At 35.2% G+C, this 20,170-nt stretch carries 18 protein-coding genes; 12 read left to right on the plus strand and 6 right to left on the minus strand.

Annotated elements, in window-relative coordinates:
• The first annotated feature begins 134 nt into the window (after positions 1-134).
• From ACN1CN_RS07450 to ACN1CN_RS07465, 4 genes are all read left to right on the plus strand, one after another.
• Positions 135-3,575: a methylmalonyl-CoA mutase family protein gene (locus tag ACN1CN_RS07450; RefSeq protein WP_291285155.1), complete on the plus strand. Its 3,441-nt coding sequence runs from the start codon at positions 135-137 to the stop codon at positions 3,573-3,575.
• Positions 3,576-3,700: 125 nt separating this feature from the next.
• Complete coding sequence (locus ACN1CN_RS07455; protein ID WP_419135199.1) at positions 3,701-4,321, plus strand: hypothetical protein; 621 nt, start codon at positions 3,701-3,703, stop codon at positions 4,319-4,321.
• Positions 4,322-4,490: 169 nt separating this feature from the next.
• Entirely contained in the window at positions 4,491-4,634 is a 144-nt protein-coding gene (locus tag ACN1CN_RS07460; RefSeq protein ID WP_419135200.1) for a hypothetical protein, read from the plus strand.
• Positions 4,635-4,771: 137 nt separating this feature from the next.
• Complete coding sequence (locus ACN1CN_RS07465) at positions 4,772-5,005, plus strand: hypothetical protein (RefSeq protein ID WP_419135201.1); 234 nt, start codon at positions 4,772-4,774, stop codon at positions 5,003-5,005.
• Between the two features lie 150 nt (positions 5,006-5,155).
• Here the strand turns inward: ACN1CN_RS07465 and ACN1CN_RS07470 are convergent, their stop codons facing one another.
• On the minus strand, positions 5,156-5,536 hold the full coding sequence (locus ACN1CN_RS07470; RefSeq protein ID WP_419135202.1) for a flagellar motor protein MotB: 381 nt from the start codon (positions 5,534-5,536) through the stop codon (positions 5,156-5,158).
• A 296-nt stretch (positions 5,537-5,832) separates the two neighbouring features.
• Here ACN1CN_RS07470 and ACN1CN_RS07475 point away from each other — a divergent pair, with 296 nt between their 5' ends.
• Positions 5,833-6,300 (plus strand): type ISP restriction/modification enzyme, encoded by a 468-nt coding sequence (locus ACN1CN_RS07475; RefSeq protein WP_419135203.1) that lies wholly within the window; start codon positions 5,833-5,835, stop codon positions 6,298-6,300.
• 51 nt (positions 6,301-6,351) lie between these two features.
• On the opposite strand, the gene ACN1CN_RS07480 is transcribed toward ACN1CN_RS07475, so the two are convergent.
• From ACN1CN_RS07480 to ACN1CN_RS07490, 3 genes are all read right to left on the minus strand, one after another.
• A complete protein-coding gene (locus ACN1CN_RS07480) occupies positions 6,352-6,738 on the minus strand; it encodes a secretion protein (RefSeq protein WP_264523319.1) in 387 nt (128 codons plus the stop codon).
• 364 nt (positions 6,739-7,102) lie between these two features.
• On the minus strand, positions 7,103-7,510 hold the full coding sequence (locus ACN1CN_RS07485) for a T9SS type A sorting domain-containing protein (RefSeq protein WP_419135204.1): 408 nt from the start codon (positions 7,508-7,510) through the stop codon (positions 7,103-7,105).
• A gap of 466 nt (positions 7,511-7,976) precedes the next feature.
• Positions 7,977-8,396 (minus strand): secretion protein, encoded by a 420-nt coding sequence (locus ACN1CN_RS07490; protein ID WP_419135205.1) that lies wholly within the window; start codon positions 8,394-8,396, stop codon positions 7,977-7,979.
• Between the two features lie 447 nt (positions 8,397-8,843).
• Between ACN1CN_RS07490 and ACN1CN_RS07495 the strand changes: the two genes are divergently transcribed.
• From ACN1CN_RS07495 to ACN1CN_RS07510, 4 genes are all read left to right on the plus strand, one after another.
• Entirely contained in the window at positions 8,844-9,716 is an 873-nt protein-coding gene (locus tag ACN1CN_RS07495; RefSeq protein ID WP_291285149.1) for an AraC family transcriptional regulator, read from the plus strand.
• A gap of 211 nt (positions 9,717-9,927) precedes the next feature.
• A complete protein-coding gene (locus ACN1CN_RS07500) occupies positions 9,928-11,964 on the plus strand; it encodes a M13 family metallopeptidase (protein WP_419135206.1) in 2,037 nt (678 codons plus the stop codon).
• Positions 11,965-12,255: 291 nt separating this feature from the next.
• The gene (locus ACN1CN_RS07505) at positions 12,256-13,125 is read left to right on the plus strand and encodes an alpha/beta hydrolase (protein ID WP_419135207.1); all 870 of its coding nucleotides are present in this window, start codon (positions 12,256-12,258) and stop codon (positions 13,123-13,125) included.
• 98 nt (positions 13,126-13,223) lie between these two features.
• Complete coding sequence (locus ACN1CN_RS07510) at positions 13,224-13,748, plus strand: hypothetical protein (RefSeq protein ID WP_264523325.1); 525 nt, start codon at positions 13,224-13,226, stop codon at positions 13,746-13,748.
• Between the two features lie 70 nt (positions 13,749-13,818).
• On the opposite strand, the gene ACN1CN_RS07515 is transcribed toward ACN1CN_RS07510, so the two are convergent.
• Positions 13,819-14,784 (minus strand): TerC family protein, encoded by a 966-nt coding sequence (locus ACN1CN_RS07515; RefSeq protein WP_264523326.1) that lies wholly within the window; start codon positions 14,782-14,784, stop codon positions 13,819-13,821.
• Positions 14,785-14,965: 181 nt separating this feature from the next.
• Positions 14,966-15,982 (minus strand): glutamine synthetase beta-grasp domain-containing protein, encoded by a 1,017-nt coding sequence (locus ACN1CN_RS07520; protein ID WP_264523327.1) that lies wholly within the window; start codon positions 15,980-15,982, stop codon positions 14,966-14,968.
• A 428-nt stretch (positions 15,983-16,410) separates the two neighbouring features.
• Here ACN1CN_RS07520 and ACN1CN_RS07525 point away from each other — a divergent pair, with 428 nt between their 5' ends.
• The 3 genes from ACN1CN_RS07525 (at position 16,411) to ACN1CN_RS07535 (ending at position 20,170) form a co-directional block, all read left to right on the plus strand.
• Positions 16,411-18,600, plus strand: coding sequence for a glutamine synthetase III (locus ACN1CN_RS07525; protein ID WP_264523328.1), 2,190 nt, complete (start codon positions 16,411-16,413; stop codon positions 18,598-18,600).
• Positions 18,601-18,997: 397 nt separating this feature from the next.
• Positions 18,998-19,624, plus strand: a complete 627-nt coding sequence (locus ACN1CN_RS07530; RefSeq protein ID WP_264523329.1) for a hypothetical protein — start codon at positions 18,998-19,000, stop codon at positions 19,622-19,624.
• A gap of 66 nt (positions 19,625-19,690) precedes the next feature.
• A complete protein-coding gene (locus ACN1CN_RS07535; protein ID WP_419135208.1) occupies positions 19,691-20,170 on the plus strand; it encodes a hypothetical protein in 480 nt (159 codons plus the stop codon).

Consider the following 20,170-nt stretch of genomic DNA (forward strand, 5'->3'; position numbering starts at 1 on the left):
AATCAACTTAGTATTCAAATTGTTACCCCTCTGAATTAAAAAAGATTCTTTTTTTTGTTAACAAAAAGATATTAGCATGATCAAATGTTGTAATATTTTGTAAATTGCTCCCTTAAAATTATCATATTCATAAAATGGAACAACAAATACCATATATTCCTAAAAATAAAGTAAGAATTGTAACCGCAGCGTCACTTTTTGACGGACATGATGCAGCGATAAACATTATGCGACGTATTATTCAGTCCACTGGAGTTGAGGTTATTCACCTTGGGCACGACCGTAGTGTTGAAGAAGTGGTGAATACTGCTATTCAGGAAGATGCAAATGCGATTGCGATGACATCCTACCAGGGAGGGCATAATGAGTATTTTAAATATATGTATGACTTGCTAAAAGAAAAAGGAGCAGGACATATTAAAATTTTTGGAGGCGGAGGCGGAGTAATTCTGCCTAGCGAGATTTCAGAATTACACGAATATGGTATCACGAGAATTTATTCTCCGGATGATGGCCGTTCTTTAGGTTTACAGGGAATGATTAATGATCTGGTGCAACGTGCCGATTATCCAATTGGAGATCAGTTAAACGGAGAAATTGATCATATCGAAAATAAAATTCCAACAGCAATTGCACGTTTGATTTCGGCAGCGGAAAATTTCCCTGAAATCGCAAAACCTGTTTTTGATCAGATTCACGAAAGCAATACCAATTCTATAATTCCGGTTCTTGGAATTACGGGAACAGGTGGAGCAGGAAAATCGTCTTTGGTAGATGAACTCGTTCGTCGTTTTTTAATTGATTTCCCGGAAAAAACAATCGGATTGATTTCTGTCGATCCGTCAAAAAGAAAAACAGGAGGAGCATTATTGGGAGACAGAATCCGTATGAATGCCATTAATAATCCTCGTGTATATATGCGTTCGCTGGCGACACGTCAGTCCAATTTGGCCTTATCTAAATATGTTGCCGAGGCCATTCAGGTTTTAAAAGCAGCAAAATACGATTTGATTATTCTTGAAACTTCAGGAATCGGACAATCCGACACCGAGATTATGGATCACTCTGATGTATCCTTATATGTAATGACACCGGAGTTTGGAGCAGCAACGCAATTGGAGAAAATCGACATGCTTGATTTTGCCGATTTGGTGGCTTTGAACAAGTTTGACAAAAGAGGTGCTCTTGACGCGATTCGTGACGTTAAAAAGCAATACCAGCGCAATCATAACTTATGGGATAAGAACCCGGATGAAATGCCGGTTTTTGGGACCATTGCTTCTCAGTTTAACGATCCGGGAATGAACACGCTTTATAAAGCGATCATGGACAAGATTGTGGAGAAAACGCAATCAGAGTTGAAATCTACTTTTCAGATTACGAAGGAAATGAGTGAGAAAATCTTCGTGATTCCGCCACACAGAACCCGTTACTTATCAGAAATTGCAGAGAACAACCGATCTTATGACGAAAGCGCGCTTTCGCAGCAAAAAGTAGCACAGAAATTATACGGAATCTTTAAAACCATAGAATCGGTTTCAGGGAAAGTTCCGCAAATTAATAAAGCCGGAATCGATGATTCTACTGTTTTACCAAGCGCTACGGAAGCACATGACGAAAACAGAATCTTTTTGAACCTGTTACTAAATCAGTTTGATAAGGTAAAAATGGATTTAGATCCATACAACTGGGAAATTATCCTGAATTGGGACGAAAAAGTAGCCAAATATAAAAATCCGGTGTACAGCTTTAAGGTGCGTGATAAAGAAATTAAAATCGCTACCCATTCTGAAAGCTTATCGCATTTACAAATCCCAAAAATTGCTTTGCCTAAGTACGAAGCCTGGGGTGATGTTTTACGTTGGAATTTACAGGAAAATGTTCCTGGAGAATTTCCGTTTGCTTCCGGATTGTACCCGTTTAAACGTGAAGGTGAAGATCCGTCAAGAATGTTTGCAGGTGAGGGAGGACCGGAAAGAACCAACAAACGTTTTCATTATGTGAGTGCAGGATTGCCGGCAAAACGACTTTCGACCGCTTTTGATAGTGTGACTTTATACGGAAACGATCCGGATATTCGTCCTGATATTTATGGGAAAATCGGTAATGCCGGAGTTTCGATTTGTTGTTTGGATGATGCTAAAAAACTATATTCTGGTTTCGACTTGGTTCACGCTTTAACTTCGGTAAGTATGACCATCAACGGACCAGCGCCAATGTTGTTAGGCTTTTTTATGAACGCGGCGATCGATCAGCAATGTGAATATTACATCAAAGCCAATGATTTAGAAAAAGAAGTTGAAGCTAAAATCAACAAAATATACAAAGAAAAAGGAACAGAACGTCCGAAATACCAAGGTGATTTACCGGAAGGAAACAACGGTTTGGGATTAATGCTTTTGGGGGTTACCGGAGATCAGGTTTTACCTTTGGACGTTTATAATGATATTAAAACCAAAACCTTATCACAGGTTCGTGGAACGGTTCAGGCTGATATCCTAAAAGAAGATCAGGCACAAAACACCTGTATTTTCTCTACCGAATTTGCTTTGCGATTGATGGGTGATGTGCAGGAATATTTTATTACCAAAAATGTTCGTAACTTTTATTCTGTTTCGATTTCAGGATATCATATTGCTGAGGCAGGAGCGAACCCAATTACACAGTTGGCTTTTACGCTTTCGAATGGTTTCACTTACGTGGAATATTACTTAAGCCGTGGTATGAGCATCAACGATTTTGGACCAAACTTATCGTTCTTCTTCTCAAACGGAGTAGACCCTGAATATTCAGTAATTGGTCGTGTGGCACGTAAGATTTGGGCAAAAGCCATGAAAAACAAATACGGAGCCAACGAAAGAGCACAAATGCTAAAATATCACATTCAAACTTCCGGGCGTTCGTTACACGCACAGGAAATTGATTTTAATGATATTCGTACTACTTTACAAGCTTTGTATGCGATTTACGACAACTGTAATTCATTGCATACCAATGCTTACGACGAAGCGATTACCACGCCAACCGAAGAATCAGTGCGTAGAGCAATGGCGATTCAGTTGATTATCAATAAAGAATTAGGTCTGGCGAAAAACGAGAACCCAATTCAGGGATCGTTTATCATCGAAGAATTAACCGATTTGGTAGAAGCTGCCGTTTTACAGGAATTCGACCGAATCACAGAACGTGGCGGAGTATTAGGGGCGATGGAAACCATGTACCAACGTTCTAAAATTCAAGAAGAAAGTTTGTATTACGAAACCCTAAAACACAACGGAGACTTCCCAATTGTGGGTGTAAACACTTTCTTAAGCTCAAAAGGCTCTCCAACGGTAATTCCAGCAGAAGTAATTCGTGCCACCGAAGAAGAAAAACAATATCAAATTACGATGCTCGATAACTTACACCAGTTTCACGAAGCAAAAGTAAACGAGCACTTGCGTCAACTACAGGAAGCCGCCATTAAAAACGAAAACTTATTCGACCATTTAATGGAAGCCACAAAAGTTTGTTCGTTGGGTCAGATTACTTCTGCCTTGTTTGAGGTTGGCGGGCAGTATAGAAGGAATATGTAAGCTTTTTATTTTTTAATGATATGTAAAACCTCTCAGAAATGAGAGGTTTTTTTGTGACTTTTATTGAAATTGAAGTAGTGAATCCCTTGTGTTAGAAAAAATATTATATTTAAATAAAAAAAAAGATGGATGTTATTACAGTACTTGTTTGTGGTTTAGTTCCAACATTAATTACGCTTTGGCTGAATGAGAAAGTAAAAGGGAGTGTTCAAAATTCTTTCAGCAAAAAACTCGAAGAAGTAAAAAAAGAGCATTCAAAAGAACTTTCTCAATTCCAATCGGAACTTAATTATTTGAAATCAAAAGAAAGTTTTAAGTTTACTAAACTTCATGAAAAGCGATTTGAGGTAATGGCAAAAACTTATAAGTATTTGAACGATGCTTTGTTTAAGCTAAGGATTTATGTAAGTCCTTTAAAAGGTGCACTTAATAATGAAACTAATGTAGAAACTAATCATAAACAATTTACCGATTATACTGAAGCTGATAAGAAACTTTACGAATACTACAGTTTTAATAAGATTTATTTTAATGATGAAATCGAAGAATTACTAGAAAAATATTTTACTTCTTCATTAGATATTTTGAATCAGTATGTTAAAAATGAGTTTGTAAATCGAGATGGGGTCTTGTTTGACAGTAAAGTCTATATGTCAGCAGCAACCGCGTATAAAAAAATTCCAGAATTGATAGAGCCAATTCAATTAGAAATAAAAAATAAGTTTCGTGAACTTTTGGGTGAATAAAGATTTATTGTGCTTTGGTGAGATGTTCGTACCAGAAGGACGAGTAAAAAAATGTTAGACAGTTTTCCACAGACAATGGTCAATTAATACTATAAAAAAAGTATGCATGAAAGTAATAACAGAATATACGGTTTTGAATGTTGGTAATAGGATCTATGCACCCAAACTAATGAAAAATTTCATATTGGTTGTTTATAATTACAGCGAAATATATGAGGATATGCTCGCTTATTTGGAACCGGAAGACAAAGATGAAAAAGGATTTCAAGTAACTCTAAGGGATTTAATTGTACTGGAGTACCAAGTTTATTAAAAGAAATAGGATTACAAAAATAATTCCTTGTTAGAGCTAACGTCTCGCCAGTGAACCCAAAGTTTATAAAACAAATGTCGATGCGCACGAGCGGGAAACAAAATATTTTAGAAAAAAAATATCAGAAATGAAATAATATGAATAAGTATGAAAATTACTTAATTGATCTCGTGTCAATACAATTAGAAAAATTAAAAGAACTAGAATATGAAATATCAATTTGTAAAGAAGAAGATAAAGATTATATAAAAGGGCAAATTATGGCCTATTATGATGTTTTAGCTATAATGAAATCTCAATCTGATTTGTTTAATATCTTAATTTCTCTTCTTGCGGAAACAGATTTGGAAAGATATTTAACTTTAAAATAGAAATACATTGAAGAATTACTATTCAATCCTACCCGCTTGTGACCTCAAAGTTTACATAACAAAATTGAAATTCTGTTGATGCGCACGAGCTCGAAGCTCGCGCTAGCATACGAATGAAATTCCATATAGTTTGTCATTTCTGTAAAGGTTTTAAGCTTTCTTTTTTACCGGGACTTTTGTTTTTAATTTTTCAATAAGAGCGTCAGCTTCCTGATATAGGGAAATCGATCGCAATGATTCTGCATAGCGGTAGTAATATTCAGGTTCTAAATCGGTGGTAAGGGCAAAAAGCTCGCGGTACCATTTGGCGGCTTTGTCCATATTACATTTGGCGTACGAGGAGTTTCCTAACTTTTGAAATAAATCTACAGATTTGTAGCCTTTTGCGGCAACCCTTTCGTAGGTTTTCATCACATCAACATAAACGTATTTGTCGCTTACTTTATTCGTTTGATAAAATTTTTCATCCTGAGCAGAAACACGAATTGAAAAAAGAATCAATAGCACTAGAACAGCTAGTTTTTCTTTCATGGAAATAGATTTAAATGGGGACTTGATATTATTTATATTTTTTTGGAACAATTTAAAAGCAAGAGAATTATTTAATGTTAGCTGATTGTGTTTTTTGCAAATATATCTAAATCAGTAGTATAACGTGCATTTTGGCGATGTTTTTTTGACTTTATCGATAAAATTAGAGTCGAAAACAATAGTAAATTCTTGTCTGGTAAATAATTTCTTATGGATATAAAAACGTTTAAGGCTTGTAATTATTTTAGTTACGCTAAAAAATAATCTAACTTTATATAGATTTAGAGAGTGGGAGTATGAGAATTGAAGACTATTTAAGTAAAATAAATAATTTACATCTTGTAGAACATAGAGTTGGGCTTGCTGTTAATGCTGAGTTGGAAGAGCTTATTTTAAAAATAGCGTTAGAGAACAGTCAAAGCTATTTTACGCTGGAGATGCTTTTTCAAAAAACAGACAATAATAGTATGGCATTAAATCCCGAAACGTTTCAATTTATTGCAAATGGTTGCGGCTTACTGTTTATTGATGAGAAAGAAACAGGGAATGTTTGTTTTGCTGACAGTCAGGAATTACGACCTGAGTTTAAACAAAGCTGCACAGCAATTGATGTTTTCGATTTAAGTTATGCTATTTTGCATTCGTCACTTTATAGCCAAGATTTAAAAGTAGATGAACTAAAAATTCCTATACCGCAAGATGTTGTTGTGTTTTGGAAACTAGTTCAAATAGGGAAGGAATTACGAGGGAAAGAAAAGGAATAAACAAAAAAAGCATCAGCCGGGCTGATGCTTTTCAATTTCAAGTAAAAACAATTAGCGACGGAAAGCAGGGCTTTTATTCACTGATTCGTCCATCTTTACAGTTTTTGATTTCTTAGTAGAAACCTTAATTTCATGTTTGGCAACTTTACCATTTTCTTTTACTTCCAGGATGTAAGTTCCGGCAGGATATGCCTCTAAACTTAAAGTTTTTGAAGTCTCTAATTGGTTTGAAGCAGCTTCTCCTGTGTAAACCAAATTATTGTTTTCATCATAGATAGTAAAAACTGATTTCTCAATGGAGTTTAAAGTAAAACTAACTACCTTTCCATTTCCGGTTTTTATATTCAAAATATAATCCCCTTTTCCATCAAATGCATACGTAAAAATTGTTGTTAGAAATACGGCAACAACTAAGCCCACCTTCGTTAAATTTGTCATGTCTTTTTTAATTGTTTATTACTCATTTTGCAACGCGTAAAACTACAAATAGAAATTTAATTTTATGCAAAAAACTTACTTTTTTCAATACTTAAATTGCTGAATTAAAGATGTTTCTGTGTTTTACCTGAACTATGTACGTATTTACTGGGATGATGGATGTTTTTATTTGTTATTTTTTTAATAGTGTATAAAATACCTTTTTATAATTATTAAGAATATTTTTCTAAAATTATAAAGATCAGTTGTTTGAGATTAAAAACGAACATAAAAAAACAGCTCGATAACGACAAAGAGCTGTTTAAAATGTACTATTTTTACTAACTAGATAAACTCACTTTTATACTTTTGAAGCATAAACTTTTTAGCGTACTGCTACGCTTGTTTTTTTGGCAGAAAAACCTGCTTTATAACTGGATGAAATTGCTTTTCTCGACAATACAGTTGTAGCATCGGTAATTGTAATTTCATGTCTTACTTTTTTTATACTATCCTCCACTTCTAAGAAATACGTTCCTGCCGGAAGTTCTTCCAGGTTAAAAGTTCTCAAAATGCCTTCTTTACCTGAAGCGTTTTCAGAATAAAGCACACTACCATCTTTATCATAAATCGCCAGGTTTGCTTTTTTCACTTTGTTAAGGGCAAACGTAATCAGCTTTCCGTTGGCTTTTAATACATGAAGATTAAAATCTTCATTCCCGTCAATTGCATACGTACTCATTCCTGTAAAAAGCACTGCACATACTAAACTTAATTTTAAAATCTTTTTCATGACTTTTGTTTTTTAGATTAATAGTTCTAATTCTCTGATGCTAAATTACTTCGGAGATGGTAATTTTCTCACAACTCTATTTTCTTATTTCTATGCTATATTCTCATTTACGAAACCGTTATAGGTTAAATTTTGAATTATTTTAAGTGTTAGTGTTAATTCTGTGGTTATGTTTTAATGTTTTGTAAAAATTAAGACAACGTGTTTTTGCCTCTCTTTCTTACAAAATGTATTTTAAGATTTAACCGCAAAGTTCGCAAGGCTTTATCAATAATTAGCTTTGCGAACTTTGCGTTTGTATAAAAAGATATATAAAAAAGCCTTGCGCACTTTGGGTTTAAGCTGCTTAGTTTATAGGCAAAAAAAAACAGCTCAATAACCACAAAGAGCTGTTTTAAAACAATCACGTTTTTACTTTACTAACTATCTAACCTCATTTTTATACTTTATGCGAGTATAAACTTTTTTAACGTACTGCTACGTTTGAATTTTGAGCAGAGAAATCTGCTTTGTATGTTGATGAAACTGCTTTAGAAGATAACACAGATTTGTCGTCGGTTATCGTAATTTCATGTCTCACTTTTTTAAAACTGTCTTCAACTTCCAGAAAATAGGTTCCTTCCGGAAATTCTTCTAAACTAAAAGTTCTTAAAATTCCTTCTTTGCCTGAAGCATTTTCGGTATATAGTAAAGAACCACTTTTATCATAAATACTCAAACTGGCCTTGTGTACCTGGTTCAGAGCAAACGTAATGAGCTTTCCATTGGCTTTTAATACATGAAGGTTAAAATCGTTGTTGCCGTTTTCATTTCCGTCAATGGCGTAAGTGTTCCATCCGGTTAAAAGTACTGCACAGACTAAGCTTAATTTTAAAATCGTTTTCATAGCTTTTAGTTTTAAATGATTGGTTCATTTCTCTGAGGCTAAATTACTTTGGTATCAGGTTTTTTTTCACAACTCTATTTGCCTATTTATGTGCTGTATTCTCATTTACGAAACCGTTATAGGTTAAAATTTGAATTATTATTGGTGTTTTAGTTAATTATGTTCTTATTTTTTAATGTTTGGAGTTTTTTTAGTTTTTTGAAAAATGTCTTTAATTCTTACAGAAATGTTATATGTTTATAAAAAGACGGGTTTAAATAGTATATGTTAAAAAAAAGAATCAAAAAATCAGGAGTACTAAAAAAAATGACGCAATAATCGTAATTTGAGATATTGGTTTTTTGCTTTTTCATGAGATATTCTCATTTACGAAACCGTTATAGGTTAAAATGTGAATTATGTTAGGTGTTTTTGTTAAATTTGTTATTATTTTTTAAAGTCATTATCATGAAGACGATTGCCCCAGCTCTTGAAGTGATATCTAATTCCTACGGAAGCTCATTTACCTATACCAAACATGCTGAGAAAACCAACAGCAAGGCACATATATGGCATTACCATCCCGAAATTGAGTTGGTTTACATAAATGGGGGCGCGGGAAAAAGACAAATAGGGAGTCATGTTTCGTATTACACCAATGGCAGCTTGCTTCTGATCGGGGCAAACCTTCCGCATTGTGGTTTTACAAATGAACTAACCGGAAATAAAGATGAAACCGTAATTCATATTAAGCCTGAGTTTTTAGGGAATGATTTTTTCGCCGGACCCGAAATGAAAAAGGTTCGAAATGTACTGAGTCAGTCAAAGGGTGGAATTGCTTTTGGTGGAGAAACCAAGAAAAGGGTAGGTGAACGAATCGAGATGATGGAAAATCAACTTCCGTTTGAGCGCTTGTTGACGCTTTTAAGTATTTTGGATGAATTAGACTCATCAGAAGAATATACCATCCTGAATGCCGACGGTTTTTCGTTAGAATTACAAACGCAGGACAATGACCGAATGAATGTAATTTTTAATTATGTGAAAGATCATTTTCAGGAATCGATTGCTATAGACGAAGTCTCGAGTCTGATTAGCATGACGACACCTTCTTTTTGTCGTTACTTTAAAAAAATATCCAATAAAACATTTACGGAGTTTGTAAATGAATACCGCTTGGTACATGCTTCTAAACTTTTGGCAGAGAAACCTATAAGTATTAATGAGGTGTGTTATGAAAGCGGATTCAATAATTTTAGTCACTTTAGTAAATCCTTCAAGCAGTATACTGGTAAAAGCGCTTCGCAGTACCGCCTCGAACATAAAATTATTATTAGCTAAAGGAATTTTGCTATAGGATATTAAAGAAGTAAAAGCTTCTTTTATATTTTTTGAAGCATGAAATCGAGTTTTTACAGCTCGTATCGTTTTTTTTGTGAATTTACTTATAAAGGTTGTTGTTATAAAATTTATATTTACAGGCTTGTTGTACTTAAAATGTAACAAGTTGGTCAGGAATAGACTAATACAATCAACTAAACTTTATAACTGCATGAATTTATTTAGAAAACGAATTGCATTTTTTCTTGTTGGAATGGCTTTTTTAAGCTGTAGTAAAAAAGAAACCGTATTTTCAGATCCACTGCTAACCAACCGCGACACCACGGTAAATCCTGCGGAAGATTTTTTTAACTATGCTAATAATGGCTGGTTTAAAAAAAATCCTATTGCTGCTACTGATAGTAATAATGGTATCATGAGAATTGTAATGGATACTATTAATGAACAAATTAAAAGTATCTGTGAAAACTCGGCAAAAGACGAATCCCTCGCCAAAGGCAGCAACAAACAAAAGATAGGTGATTTTTACGCTTCAGGAATGGATACCACTGCGATTGAAAAAGCTGGTTTGTCTCCGTTACATACAGAAATTAAAAAGATCAGTGAAATTAAAGATGTTTCGAGCCTGGTCAATACAATTGCACATTTGCAAACCGTTGGAGCAGATCCAGGTTTTTCATTTTATGTTGCACAGGATGATAAAATCAGCACCAAGTATGCGTTGTTCTTCGGACAAGGTGGTATTGGAATGGGGCAAAGAGATTATTATCTGGATACTGATAAACGAAATGTGGAAATTCGTGCTGCATACCTGGCACATCTTAAAACAATGATGCGTTTAACAGGGGAAGAAGAGTTGCTTGCGGCAAAAAATGCGGCAACAATATTGAAGCTTGAAACCGAACTGGCAAAAGCATCCCGAAAACTAGAGCAGTTACGTGATCCGATCAAAAATTACAATAAATTAAGTATCGATCAGTTCAATGCGCTAACATCCAATATCGACTGGAAGAAAGTACTTCCGGTTTTAGGAGTAGCCAAAGCCGATTCAGTAATTGTGGGGCAGCCGGAATTTTTTAAAGCCCTAAATTCGACTCTTAAAAGTTATTCCATCGAAGAATGGAAAACGTATCTGAAATGGAATCTTGTAAACCGTTATTCTCCTTATCTGAATTCGGCCATTGAAAAGCAAAATTTCAAATTCTATTCTACAGTATTAAACGGTGTATCGACGCAAAAACCAAGATGGAAAAGGGTAGTAGAGCAAACCGATTCGTCTTTGGGGGAATTGATCGGACAGGTATATGTTGCCGATTATATGCCAAAAGGAGTGAAAGAGAAACTGCTCGAAATAGGAAACAATATTCGTGATGTATTTGCTTCGCACATAAAAAAGCTAGACTGGATGAGCGAGGCTACCAAGCAAAAAGCACTGTACAAACTGAGCAAAATGGTAATGAAATTAGGCTATCCTGACAAATGGAAGGATATGAGTCAACTTTCGATAGACAGAAGTTCTTACTGTGGGAATGTAATGAAAGCCAATGTTTGGGAGTATAAATTTATGGTGAACAAGTATGGTAAACCGGTTGACAGAAACGAGTGGGTTATGCAGCCACAAACCTACAATGCCTATTACAATCCGAGTAATAATGAGATTGTAATTCCGGCCTGTAACATTATTGTTCCGGGTTATGAGGGACGTATGCCGGACGATGCTGTGTTGTATGGAATCATTGGAGGTTCGTTTTTCGGACATGAGATCACACATGGTTTTGACGACCAGGGAAGTCAGTACGACGAAAAAGGGAATTTAAACAATTGGTGGACAGCAGAGGATTTGAAGAAATTTAAAACCAAAACACAATTAATTGTAGATCAGTACAACAAATACAGTATACTGGGGAAAAATGTAAACGGAGATGCTACTCAAGGTGAAAATATTGCTGATTTGGGTGGTGTGATTATGGGGTACGAAGCATTTCAAAAAACAGCTCAATATAAAAACAAGGAAAAGATCAGCGGATTAACCCCGGAGCAGCGTTATTTTCTGGCCTATGCCTATTCCTGGATGATCAACAGAAGGAACGAGTCAAAAATCAATCATATTATGACGGATGTACATGCGCCTGAACAATTCAGGGTTAACGGGCCGTTGAGTAATATTCCGGAGTTCCATAAGGCATTCAACGTTAAAAAAGGAGATAAGATGTACCAGCAGGATAGTTTGCGAGTAGTAATCTGGTAACGCTTATTTTTTCAAAATATCAAAGCCATTCGTTTCGACGAGTGGTTTTTTTTTGCCACAGATTTTGGGGATTAGAATGGTTTTTATTTGGTTTTTTTTGCCACGAATTACGCGAATTAGATGTGTGAATGTTGGTGGAAATTTGTGAAATTCGTGGCAAAACTATCTTTTCAACCTAAATAAAAAAATCCAACAAATTCCTCATTTCTGTGTCAAAAAAACGACCGGATTTTTCATATGGTTCATTTTGAAAAAGTTATATTTACAATCCTTAATCAGAAAAATTTAAATATGAAAAACTTTAGAATTTTAGTATTTGCTGTTTTTTTGGGCGTTACTTCAATGAGTTATGCGGCAAAAGTAGATACGTTACAAGTTGCGAGTACAGCCATGAGCAAGACCTACAAAGCTGCGGTTGTTTTGCCAAATTCGTATGCAAAAAGCAAATCGGCATTTCCGGTGATGTATTTATTACATGGGGCTTACGGACATTTTAGCGACTGGCTGAAAAACACACCCAATAAAAAATTAGTGCAGAATTTATCCGATCAATACAATATGATTATCGTCATGCCCGAAGGAGAAACGTTTAGTTTTTATCTGGATAGCCCGGTCAATAAAGGAAGTCAGTTTGAAACCTTTATCACACAGGAAGTGATTCAGAAAGTAGACAAAACCTACCGAACCATAAGCAACAGAAGCGGAAGAGTTATTACGGGTCTTTCTATGGGAGGCCATGGTGCTTTGTATTTGTCTGCCAAACACCCGGATTTGTTTTGTGCAGCAGGTAGCATGAGTGGTGCAGTAGATATGAGTGTAATGTTAAACAGAGATGCATCGGGACAGATTGTAAAATTAATGCAGCCCGTTTTTGGGGATAAAAGTGACAGTTCTGAAATGTATGCACAATATGCTGTAATGGGGATGTTGGACAAATTAAAAACAAATAAACTTCCTTTAATTATAGATTGTGGTGTCGATGATTTTTTGATAGAACCCAACAGAGAATTACATCGAAGATTGGTTTATAATAAGGTAGATCATGATTATACCGAACGAGCGGGAGCACATACCTGGGATTATTGGGAGAATTCATTGCCTTATCATGCTTTATTTTTTAATAAAATACTACTTAAAAATCAGCAGGTTACGAAAAAATAATAGAAAATTCTAACAAGAACGGTATTAAATATTTTTTTTGGTTTGATTTTTGGAATACCTTTATATATATTCTAAAAACAAGTAATACCACAGAAATTATGAAAAAGATACTTACACTTTTCGCAGTTGCAGTCGTTGGACTAATCGGATTTTCAAGTTGTGAAGGACCAGAAGGACCTATTGGTGATCCGGGACCTGCGGCAGAAGTTTTTGAACTTCAAAATGTAAATTTTAGCTTTAATAGCACTGACGGTTATAATATCTATCAGAAATTGACACCAGCGATTTTTGATTCCGATGTACTTATAATTTATAGATTGGCGGGAACGGTTAATCCAACTACTCCAATCTGGCAGCAAATTCCTAGAACAGTTTATACTTCAAAAGGGGATTTCGATTATGACTTCGATTTTAGTAAAAACGATTTTACCATTTTTGCAGGAGGAAGTTATGATTTGGCTTTGACGCCTGAGTTTATAAAAAATCAAACTTTTAGAATTGTAATTGTGCCGGGAGCATTTTCAAGTACAGGTAAATCAGTTAATAAAGCCGATTACTCTGATTACAATGCGGTTATTAAAAAATACAACATTGATGATAGTAAGGTTAAGGTGCTAAACTAATCATTAGAGTATGATATAAAAAAAAGGAGATCGAAAGATCTCCTTTTTTTTATTTGTGATATTTTTAATTCTATTCCGGATCTGCATCTGTCAATTCTTTTTCTTCTCCGAATTTTAAAGAAACCAGAATTCCAACTAAAAGAGAAAGGGCAATGAATGCCAAAGAAGCCCATTCCGGTACATGGAAGACATCGTGAAGCAGCATTTTTAATCCTACGAAACTTAAGATCGCAATAAGGCTGTATTCCAGATAACTGAATTTTGCCAGCATATTGGCCAGGAAAAAGTACATCGAACGCAATCCCAGAATAGCAAAAATATTAGAACTGAATACTAAAAATGGGTCAGAAGTAATGGCGAGGATAGCGGGTACGCTGTCTACCGCAAAAAGAACATCCATGAATTCTATTACAATCAGAGCTACAAATAATGGGGTTGCCGCTTTTTTAGCTGTTTTTGTGCTAATGAAAAATTTCTCTCCGTCCATCTGCGAGGTAATCGGAATAATTTTCCCGAGTGTTTTGTAGATAAAAGAGTCTTTGGGCTGAAAATCTTCATTGTCTCCGGTAAACAGCATTTTGATGGCTGTAAAAAGCAGGAAAGCACCAAACAAATAAGTTGTCCAGGCAAACTTATTGATAAGCATTACTCCAAAGAAAATCATGAGTCCGCGGAAAATAACGGCACCCAGAATTCCCCAAAATAAAACACGGTGCTGATATTTTTGAGGTATTTTGAAAGAAGCAAAAATAATTGCGATCACAAAAATATTGTCAACGCTTAGCGATAATTCAATCAGGTAACCGGTTATAAACTTCATAGAAGCCACGGCGGGTTTCAGATTGTCGGGATTTGCAATATAATCTGTAGTGTACAGCCAGTAAATAACTCCTGAAAAAAGAAAAGACAGGGTTACCCAGATAAGAGTCCATTTACTTGCTTCTTTAGTACTGATGATGTGTGGGTTTTTGTTGAAAACGCCTAAGTCTAAAGCAAGAATAAGTGCGACAGCTATTAAGAAGAAAATCCAAACCATTAGGGTGCTTTTTTAGTGATTCACAAAGATAGTTTTTAAATTAAATCTAAAAATGAATTCTTGAAAAGTTAACGGCAAATTGCTGTAATTTATTCCTGTTGTCCGGATTTTAGAAAATAGGCCGTATAAAAAAGTGCCCTTCCTAATGGAGGGCACTTTTGAGTATGATATACTTTAAGAATTACAATGCTGATTTTACAGTTTTGATAATTCTGGCAGCGATTTTATATGGGTCACCGTTTGAAGCAGGTCTTCTGTCTTCTAACCATCCTTTCCATCCTTTTTGTACCGTCATTAACGGGATTCTGATTGAACATCCTCTGTCTGAAACACCATAAGAGAAATCATGAATAGAAGCTGTTTCGTGTTTACCAGTCAAACGTTGGTCGTTATAAGCTCCATAAACTGCAATATGCTCAGCAGTAACAGGACGGAAAGCCTCACAGATTCTTTCGTAAGTAGCCTGATCTCCACATGTTCTCAATACTTCGTTAGAGAAGTTAGCATGCATACCTGAACCATTCCAGTCGGTATCTCCAAGTGGTTTTGGGTGGTATTCGATATAGTAACCGTATTTTTCAGTCAAACGATCTAATAAGTAACGGGCAACCCAGATTTCGTCTCCGGCTTTTTTAGCTCCTTTAGCAAATAATTGGAACTCCCATTGTCCGCAGGCAACTTCCTGGTTGATACCTTCAAAGTTTATACCGGCAGCGATACATAAATCAGCATGTTCTTCCACCAATTTTCTACCGTGTGTATTTTTTCCACCTACAGAGCAGTAGTACATCCCTTGTGGAGCTGGGTAACCTCCAACAGGAAATCCAAGAGGAAGTTGAGTTTTAGTATCCATGATGAAGTACTCTTGTTCGAATCCAAACCAAAAATCATCATTATCATCGTCAATTGTAGCTCTACCGTTAGAAGGGTGTGGTCTTCCGTCAGCATACATAACTTCTGACATTACCAGGTATCCGTTAATACGCGTTGGATCCGGATAGATTGCAACTGGAACTAAAAGACAGTCAGAAGATCCGCCTTCGGCTTGTTTGGTTGATGAACCATCAAATGACCAATTCCCAAGTTCTTCTAATGTTCCTTTGAAATTTTCGTGCTCTTCAACTTTAGTTTTACTTCTAAGATTTTGGGTTGGTTCATATCCATCTAACCAAATGTATTCTAACTTAATTTTAGCCATAATAATATAAATTAATTTTTTTGTTTTTTTTCGTTGGGTCAAAGATAGATTTATTTTTTCACTCCTAAAAATTAGGGGGCTATTTTGTTTTGAGTGTTACTATTTTTTAGATAAGCGTAATTTTTGAAGGGGTATATTTTAAAAAAAGTAATTTTAGATAGTGTAAAAAGGCAAATTCGTAAAAATGAGGGGCCGTTTTTAAATTTTTAAACCATAGAATTGTGAAAAAATGTTGATTTAATGAATAATACTGCGGCATTTTGTTATATTTCTTTGAATCAAATTCATTATTCTTTGAAAAAAGCGTTTAATGTTGATAAATCGTTGGATAATATTCTAAAGTTTATGTTTCAAACAGGGGAGTTTATTGTTTATATTTGTTTCTCTTTTTTTAATGAAAATAATTACAAATCTTTAAACTTATATACATGTCAACATTACGTTTCCAAGCTTTACAAGAAGCTTCTACAAGAAAGCCGGTACATTTTGAAGAAATAGACAGAAAATCGAACATCTTTGGTTCAAATGTGTTTAATGAAAAAGCAATGAAGCAATTTTTAACTTCTGATGCTTTAAAAGGAGTGAGAGATGCCATTCAACATGGGACTAAAATAGACAGAAAACTGGCAGATTATATCGCCATGGGTATGAAAGAATGGGCATTATCAAAAGGGGTTACCCATTATACACACTGGTTTCAGCCTCTTACAGGAACAACTGCAGAAAAGCATGATGCCTTTTTTGAAACGTCTTACGACGGAAGCGACCCTGTAGAAAAGTTCGGAGGAGCGCAATTGGTACAACAGGAACCGGACGCTTCAAGTTTTCCGAATGGTGGAATCAGAAATACATTTGAAGCGAGAGGTTATACCGCTTGGGATCCAACTTCTCCGGCATTTATTTATGGTACCACTTTGTGTATTCCAACGGTCTTTATTGCTTACACAGGAGAGGCTTTGGACAATAAAATTCCATTGTTAAGAGCTTTGTCTGCGATGGATGAAGCGGCGACTGAAGTGTGTAAATATTTTGATAAAAACGTAAAGAAGGTTACCGCTACTTTGGGCTGGGAACAGGAATACTTTTTAATTGATAAAGCATTGGCCAATTCCCGTCCCGACTTAATGATGACTGGAAGAACCTTATTAGGACATACTTCGGCAAAAGGACAGCAGTTAGACGATCATTATTTCGGATCGATCCCGACTCGTGCATTAACTTATATGAGAGACTTAGAGCAGGAGTGTATGTTATTAGGTATACCTGTAAAGACACGTCACAACGAAGTAGCACCTAACCAGTTTGAATTAGCTCCAATTTTTGAAGAAACCAATCTGGCAGTAGATCACAACTCTTTATTAATGGATGTGATGCAAAGAGTAGCGGAGCGTCATGATTTTAAAGTGTTGTTTCATGAAAAGCCTTTTAAAGGAGTGAATGGTTCCGGAAAACACAACAACTGGTCGTTGGCAACAGATACAGGAGTTAATTTATTGAGTCCGAGTAAAACGCCAATGAGCAATTTGCAGTTTTTAACCTTCTTTATCAATACGATTAAGGCAGTTAACGATTACGAAACTTTATTGAGAGCTTCTATTGCAACGGCAAGCAACGATCATCGTTTGGGAGCTAACGAGGCACCTCCGGCAATCATCTCTGTTTTTATCGGAGCGCAATTGTCTAAAGTATTGTTAGAATTGGAAAGTGTAACCACCGGAAAATTATCTCCTGAGGAAAAAACAGATTTAAAATTAAACGTTGTTGGGAAAATTCCGGACGTTCTTTTGGACAATACAGACCGTAACAGAACTTCGCCTTTTGCTTTTACAGGAAACAAATTTGAATTTAGAGCGGTAGGGTCGAATGCCAACTGTTCAAACGCAATGACTACTCTCAATGCTATTGTGGCCAAACAATTAAAAGATTTTAAAATAGAAGTAGACGGTTTGATTGAATCTAAAGACATGAAGAAAGATGATGCGATCTTTAATGTTTTAAGAGAATACATCAAGCAGTCTAAAAAAATCCTTTTTGAAGGAGATGGTTATAGTGATGCCTGGGAAAAAGAAGCGGCTAAAAGAGGGTTGAGTAATTTTAAAACCACTCCGGAAGCGATTAAAGCGAAAGTTTCGAAACAAGCCCTGGAATTATTTGACGAGCTTGGAATTCTGAATCACGTTGAAGCGGAAGCGCGTTACGAAATTGAATTGGAAGAATACACTAAGAAAATCCAGATCGAAGGAAGAGTATTAGGAGATATTGCGAGAAACCATGTTATTCCAACTGCTATTCGCTACCAAAATACTTTAATTGAAAATGTAAAAGGGTTAAAAGAGATTTTTGGTAAAGAGTTTGAAACTATAGCAAAAGAACAAATCGTTCTGATCAAAGAAATCTCAGGTCATATAGAAGGAATCAATTCTAAAGTATTGGCGATGACTAGTGAACGAAAAACAGCAAATCAATTGACTGATGCGCAAAAAATGGCAGAAGCGTATTGTAACAAAGTAAAACCTTATTTTGAAGACATCCGCAATCACTGTGATAAATTAGAATTGTTAGTAGATGATGAAAGCTGGACTTTGACGAAGTACAGAGAATTGTTGTTTACCAAATAACATTTAGCATATACACTTTCTTAAATCCTGTCTTTCCCAAGACAGGATTTTTTTTTATGATTTTGTTAAAAAATTGATATTATGATTTTGTTTTAACAAATGTCTAGGTCAAATTGTGATCAAATTATGAAAAGTAGCTTTTTTCCTGCTAAGAAAAAAACGCATTAAAGTAGTTCATCGAGATAGTTTTACAGTTCATCGAAAAGTAATTAAGATATTGGAAAATAGGTATTTATACCTGTTTTGGTTGGTGATAAGTTTTCTAATTTTGATCATGAAGAAAGAAAATAAGAGCTTTGATTTTTATTTTTGAATGAAGATTTTGAGTGCATGATTTCCCTAAATCATACTGACCTACGTAATAAATTGAATTAATAACCAATTAAATATATTTATTATGAAAAAAGCAATTTTAAGCATCTCCGCGATGCTGTTTGTGGGAGTCGCAGCTTTTGCGCAAGGTAACATGAGTGATGTGGACCAGACAGGTTTATTAAATGGTGCACTAGTAATTCAGGTAGGAGCAACTAATAGCTCAGATGTTGACCAAATAGGTATTGCCAACGTTGCAATTGTAGGACAATATGGAGATGATAATGAGTCTACTGTTGGACAATTAGGAGGAGGAAATGTTGCTATAGTAACACAAATCGGAGACAATAACGACTCTAGCATCGCTCAGGGAATCTGGTTCGGTAATCTTGCAGTTACTACTCAAATTGGAGCTTACAACAATTCTGATGTATTACAGATTGGTAACTTCAATACAGCTACTACTAATCAATTTGGTCTTGCCAATAACGCTTTGACACTTCAATTCGGAAATGACAACACCGCATCTACAGATCAATTTGGACTGTTTAACAATGCAGCTACTTTACAATTAGGCTGGGACAACACTTCTAGTATTCAACAATACGGAGCCGGCAACTTTGCAGCCACTGCACAATTTGGAAACGATCATATGAGTACAGTTACTCAAACAGGTTTCTTAAATGGAAGTGTAGTAATTCAATCTAACTAAGAATAAACCAGGAAAAGGAAGAACTTGAACTATTAAGTTCTTCCTTTTTTTAAATTAAAAAAGGTCATGAAACGTTTAGCCACTTTTGTATTCTTACTAATCACAGGAGTTTTATTCTCTCAGGTAATTGATGTGTATAGGAGTGACTATTTATTAAATGAAGCCTACAATCGCAATCAAAATCAAGCAGTAAATCAATACATTAAAAGCAGCAACATCGTAACTGTTGCTCAAATTGGAAACTACAATCAAGCCAATTTAACCATCATAAGTAATAATGCTTATGTTACCGCACAACAGACAGGCAACAATAACTACATGAGTGTCTACAAATATGCTGATGAAATCAATCAGTCCTACACACAAACAGGCAATAACAATTATATAAATGATACTTCGATGTATTCGCGTGGAGTGACTTCCATGGCAATCAATCAGTACGGCAATAATTTATCGGTAATCAGTACCGGCTCAAATTCGATATCTAAAGATTTAATAATTAATCAAACGGGAAACTCGGGGACAATTTACATATTCAATCGATAG

Source organism: Flavobacterium sp. T12S277 (assembly GCF_048514875.1).
In the GTDB taxonomy this organism is placed as follows: Bacteria; Bacteroidota; Bacteroidia; order Flavobacteriales; family Flavobacteriaceae; genus Flavobacterium.